Genomic DNA, 245 nt, shown 5'->3' with positions numbered 1-245 from the left:
GGCTGCTGAGCCAATACCGGAACCACCTGCCTGTATCAGGATTGTTTCGCCTGTTTGTAGCTTTGCATTATCGAAAAGCATATGTTCTACAGTACCAAAAGTGATTGGAGCAACAGCTGCTTGCAGTTCATCACATTTTGCAGGGGCGGAGACCAATAGACGTACTGGCAAATTAACAAGTTCGCGGGCAAAACCGTCAAGATGAAAACCGTAGACGCCCTTTACATCATTGCAAAGATTATCAC

Annotated in this window: 1 pseudogene; it reads right to left on the bottom strand. The window is 45.7% G+C overall.

From position 1 onward, the window contains the following. A pseudogene (locus tag ACFIO5_RS13070) lies at positions 1–245 on the bottom strand (zinc-binding dehydrogenase); the annotation flags it as partial.

The organism is Bartonella sp. AA86SXKL (assembly GCF_042196885.1).
This window is presented reverse-complemented; position numbering and strand designations above follow the sequence as displayed.